This window comes from Palaeococcus sp. (in: euryarchaeotes), assembly GCF_053987695.1.
Genome location: NZ_JBMXHE010000118.1, coordinates 1 through 3,619 on the forward strand (window position 1 = coordinate 1; position 3,619 = coordinate 3,619).

A 3,619-nucleotide genomic window follows, 5' to 3' on the forward strand; every position below is an offset into this window, starting at 1 on the left:
ACCGGGAATAGGGCCTCAGGCTGTTATCTGGTTACTCTATGCTTTGACATTCTATTTAATCTGCAGAGCACTGAAGAGGTCAAAGAGAGAGGATATAGAAAGAGTTGAGTATGAGCTTGATTTTTATCGGCTGTTTATCTTCTCTCTCATTTTCATGATCTCAGCAGTGCTGTTCTCAATCCTTAAAGTGCAATTTCATGAGCTCAAGTTCATTATACTCGTCATTCTTTGGGTTGTGGGAAGCGGTATAGGGATAATCAGCTTTTGGAAAAGTGCTAAATGGGCATTGAAAGCATGATTGGATGATAAAATCATCAGAACCCCAATTTATCAATCCTATTATTTGAATGCACAATGTTCATATATTATGAATGTTTAAACTAAAAGAGGAGGTGGCATTTTGGCAATTATGAGGTTGTGGCACGGGAGAGTTCCTATTGAGAAAGCAGATGAGTATGAGAAGTTTTTAATTGAAAGGGCAGTACCGGATTATAGCTCCGTTGATGGTTTGCTAAAACTATATTTCACGCGAAAAGATGAGAACAAAGTGGCCCACTTCCTTCTCATAACCATCTGGGACTCAATGGAATCAATTAAAAAGTTTGCATGCCCGAACTCGCAAAGTATTATCCAGAAGACGATGAATTTCTGCTGGAAAAGGAGAAATATGTCTCCATGTACCGGATATTTTATGAGAAGTGAACACCCAATGCGTTAAGGTTAGATAATGAGGGAAAGGTGATGCTATTGAGAAGAAGCCAGCGATTGGCTGGTATTTGTACACCCCTTATTGGGTTAGGGGGAGTTTTCGTTGCAATCATCATAAACCGCTCCTGGTGGAGCATAACCGATAATGCCATAAGCGATCTTGGAAGGGTCAGTTTGCCTTATAACTGGATTATGAACATATCCCTGATTATAGCGGCACTTCTGGGGATTTACTATGCAACAGCCCTATTTGAAGGGATGAATAACATCGGAAAGCTCGGTATAGGAATTTTCATCATGGGACTAGCCTTTCTGGGGCTCATAGGAATTTTTCCCGAGGGGACGGGCCCTCATTATCACGTTAGTGTGGGATTCTTTGTAAGCTGCAGCGTTGGGATGCTAATAGCAGGAATTGGATTCTACATAGAGGGAGACAAGCCCTTCGGATCCTTCACGACTTTGCTCTTCATTATAGGATGGCTCCTTGCGTTCTTGGCAATGAGAAGATTTAGAGGTGTGGCAATCCCCGAATTTATAGGCATCTTCATAATAGTAGGGTGGCACTACATGCTTTATGTCAAGATTCAAAAGGAAAAAACTTAAAACTTAAAGCTTAGAGGGGCTCCTCATCCCAGAGGCTCAAGCCGTTCTCCTGGGGCTTCCGCTCAAGAATCTCCCCAAGAAGTTCCTGGACGAGTACTTCTGCAACAAGAACTTCTCCTTCAACGAGATGACCACCGTAGAGCCTGCCCTCCGAATCGCCAAGAGCAACGTGAATATGGGCAAATGGCTCCCCATCTTTAATGCTTATATTTCCCATAAGAGAAACAAGTTCATATGTTCCTTTGAGCTCAATGACCTTGTATTGCCCTTTTTTCTCCTCAAAATAACCAATTTTTGGGTTTCTCAAACTTCCGATAGCACTCACACTTCCTACAATGATATTCTTTTTCTTAGCAAGCTCATTAACAAAGTTCACCAGATTTTCGCCTTCAGGGGCTCTGAGAAGAAAAACTCTGCCCTTTGAAAATCTCATAATCCCACCTCAAATTTAATAAGACTGTAGAGAATTTAACCCTTTAGGTGAGAAGATGAAGGAATTAATAACCAATGTGCTGCCGGAAATTCCGGAGCTTGAAGGGGTGAATTTCTCCGCCTACCATACACCATACATCGAGCTCCTGAGAGCATTCAACGAGAGCGGAAAAAGTGGTTTAAGTGAATTCGTGGAATTTGTGGAGGAAAAAGGTGGAGATAAATCAATAGTCGGAAGATTTTTAATTTCCGTGTTCCAATATCTCCTGATACGCTACCGCCGCTTTGAGGATGAGAGTGCTGAGATACCGGCTTTCAGGGTTTTCATAATCCTCAAAGGATGGCTCAACGAACATGGCTTTGAGAGGGATTATAAAAGGCTTCTTCACTCCTTCGTTGGTTATATCGTTGAAATTGCAGAAAAGATCTCCCAAAGAGAGGACTGCACAACTGGAGAAGCGTATCTTAAAATGGCATACAGGCTCGCACTTGAAGCTCAAGAAACATTTGGAGAGGAATACTTCACCAGACTGGTAGAAAGAGCCGGAGAAAGCCTGAACGTACTATACGAACGCTGCAACTTCGATATGATTAAAAATTAAATGCCCAGATATTTATTGGTTTCGGCGGAAATAGAAACGTTAAGTATGTTATCTCTCAAGAGTTATCTCGGCATAGCTTCTCGGGTCCTCCCACACCTTAACCCTTATGCGCTTCACATTTTTTCCCGCTTTCTCCGCTACCTTCTCGGCAAACCACTCCGCTATGTACTCCGCAGTAACATTTGGTTTATCTAGAATCACCACCTCACTTTCGGGAAGCTTTATGTATTTTTCATTTCTCTCAATTACAATTACTCCATCGTGTTTCTTTTCTACCCACTTCTCACTCACAAGGATTCTGTGATCGAGGTGCTTTACAAGATTGCTCAGATGGTTGAAATCAAAAATCATGCCGTTCTCGTTAAGTTCACCCCATATCTCCACATCCACATTGTATGTGTGTCCATGGATTCTCAAACATTTGCTCTCATAAGGGAGAACCAAAAAGTGTGAGCTATCAAAGTCCTTGTGCCACCCTATCTTTCTATCGACAACTTTAAATCTCATCTCCCTCACCATTTTAAAAGCTCTCCCCGGAGGTTATTAATCTTTTCTGGTCAGATGCGTCTGAAGGTAATCCCTCTAATATCCTCTCTGTTAAGGGTATGCTTCTCAAGTATGTGCCTCTTCAATTCTTCCAGACTCTTTGCCCTGTATCCACAAAAAGGACACACGAACTCAGAACCTTCTCTCTTCATGCAACCACCATGTTTATTGGGGGAAACTCCTATAAATGAATTTCACCAAATGAAAAATAGGTGTTAAAATGCCTTGGGGACAGGGAAGAGGATGGGGAAGAGGTCGAAGAAGGAAGATGAGGATCATAGGGTTCATACCCGAAGTTAGACACTTTTATCCCGCCCTCCCCCCTGTTGGACAGCCAAAACCACCGATTTTTATGACCTATGAGGAGTTCGAGGCTTTAAGATTGGTGGATTATGAGGGTCTGACACAGGAAGAAGCCGGAAAGAGGATGGGCGTTTCGAGAGGAACAATCTGGAGAGCTTTAAGCTCAGCAAGGAAAAAAGTTGCTCAAATGCTCGTTGAAGGGAGAGAGCTGATAATTTTGGCTCAGGGGAACGAAATTCCAAAAGAAGAGGAATTATCTGAGTAGCCAGATATTTCCAATGTAAACTTCTTTTAATCCAGCATCTAATGCGGCTTTGTAAACACTTTCCATCTGCTTTCTGCTTGTGGTTGGAACATCGTGCATTAAATGCTGTGGAGCAAAAGCCAGCAGAACATAAGGCGTCTCTGGATTTAGCTCAGCTATG

General features: G+C 42.4%; 8 protein-coding genes. 5 read left to right on the forward strand and 3 right to left on the reverse strand.

Annotated elements, in window-relative coordinates; all coding sequences use genetic code 11:
- The 3 genes from ACXJGZ_RS09055 to ACXJGZ_RS09065 all read left to right on the forward strand — a co-directional run.
- The coding region (locus ACXJGZ_RS09055; protein WP_498049467.1) for an AF_0692 family protein at positions 1–298 on the forward strand (298 nt) is incomplete at its 5' end.
- A gap of 102 nt (positions 299–400) precedes the next feature.
- Positions 401–718 carry an antibiotic biosynthesis monooxygenase family protein gene (locus ACXJGZ_RS09060; RefSeq protein ID WP_456399095.1) on the forward strand — a complete coding sequence of 106 codons (318 nt, stop codon included), beginning with the start codon at positions 401–403 and terminating at the stop codon, positions 716–718.
- A gap of 23 nt (positions 719–741) precedes the next feature.
- Positions 742–1,311, forward strand: coding sequence for a DUF998 domain-containing protein (locus ACXJGZ_RS09065; RefSeq protein WP_456326332.1), 570 nt, complete (start codon positions 742–744; stop codon positions 1,309–1,311).
- Positions 1,312–1,321: 10 nt separating this feature from the next.
- Here the strand turns inward: ACXJGZ_RS09065 and ACXJGZ_RS09070 are convergent, their stop codons facing one another.
- On the reverse strand, positions 1,322–1,744 hold the full coding sequence (locus tag ACXJGZ_RS09070) for a PPC domain-containing DNA-binding protein (protein WP_456399098.1): 423 nt from the start codon (positions 1,742–1,744) through the stop codon (positions 1,322–1,324).
- Positions 1,745–1,799: 55 nt separating this feature from the next.
- Between ACXJGZ_RS09070 and ACXJGZ_RS09075 the strand changes: the two genes are divergently transcribed.
- Positions 1,800–2,345: a hypothetical protein gene (locus tag ACXJGZ_RS09075; RefSeq protein WP_456321905.1), complete on the forward strand. Its 546-nt coding sequence runs from the start codon at positions 1,800–1,802 to the stop codon at positions 2,343–2,345.
- A gap of 48 nt (positions 2,346–2,393) precedes the next feature.
- Here the strand turns inward: ACXJGZ_RS09075 and ACXJGZ_RS09080 are convergent, their stop codons facing one another.
- Both ACXJGZ_RS09080 and ACXJGZ_RS09085 read right to left on the reverse strand, forming a co-directional pair.
- Positions 2,394–2,852: a 6-pyruvoyl trahydropterin synthase family protein gene (locus tag ACXJGZ_RS09080; RefSeq protein WP_293257543.1), complete on the reverse strand. Its 459-nt coding sequence runs from the start codon at positions 2,850–2,852 to the stop codon at positions 2,394–2,396.
- 50 nt (positions 2,853–2,902) lie between these two features.
- Positions 2,903–3,043 carry a hypothetical protein gene (locus tag ACXJGZ_RS09085; protein WP_293257519.1) on the reverse strand — a complete coding sequence of 47 codons (141 nt, stop codon included), beginning with the start codon at positions 3,041–3,043 and terminating at the stop codon, positions 2,903–2,905.
- A 68-nt stretch (positions 3,044–3,111) separates the two neighbouring features.
- On the opposite strand from ACXJGZ_RS09085, the gene ACXJGZ_RS09090 reads away from it, so the two are divergent.
- Positions 3,112–3,459 (forward strand): helix-turn-helix domain-containing protein, encoded by a 348-nt coding sequence (locus tag ACXJGZ_RS09090; RefSeq protein WP_456399100.1) that lies wholly within the window; start codon positions 3,112–3,114, stop codon positions 3,457–3,459.
- Positions 3,460–3,619 lie beyond the last annotated feature (160 nt).

Coding starts and splice junctions, on each gene's coding strand:
- ACXJGZ_RS09065 (WP_456326332.1), top strand. CDS start 742: ATGCTATTGAGAAGAAGCCAGCGATTGGCTGGTATTTGTACACCCCTT.
- ACXJGZ_RS09070 (WP_456399098.1), bottom strand. CDS start 1,744: ATGAGATTTTCAAAGGGCAGAGTTTTTCTTCTCAGAGCCCCTGAAGGC.
- ACXJGZ_RS09075 (WP_456321905.1), top strand. CDS start 1,800: ATGAAGGAATTAATAACCAATGTGCTGCCGGAAATTCCGGAGCTTGAA.
- ACXJGZ_RS09080 (WP_293257543.1), bottom strand. CDS start 2,852: ATGAGATTTAAAGTTGTCGATAGAAAGATAGGGTGGCACAAGGACTTT.
- ACXJGZ_RS09085 (WP_293257519.1), bottom strand. CDS start 3,043: ATGAAGAGAGAAGGTTCTGAGTTCGTGTGTCCTTTTTGTGGATACAGG.
- ACXJGZ_RS09090 (WP_456399100.1), top strand. CDS start 3,112: ATGCCTTGGGGACAGGGAAGAGGATGGGGAAGAGGTCGAAGAAGGAAG.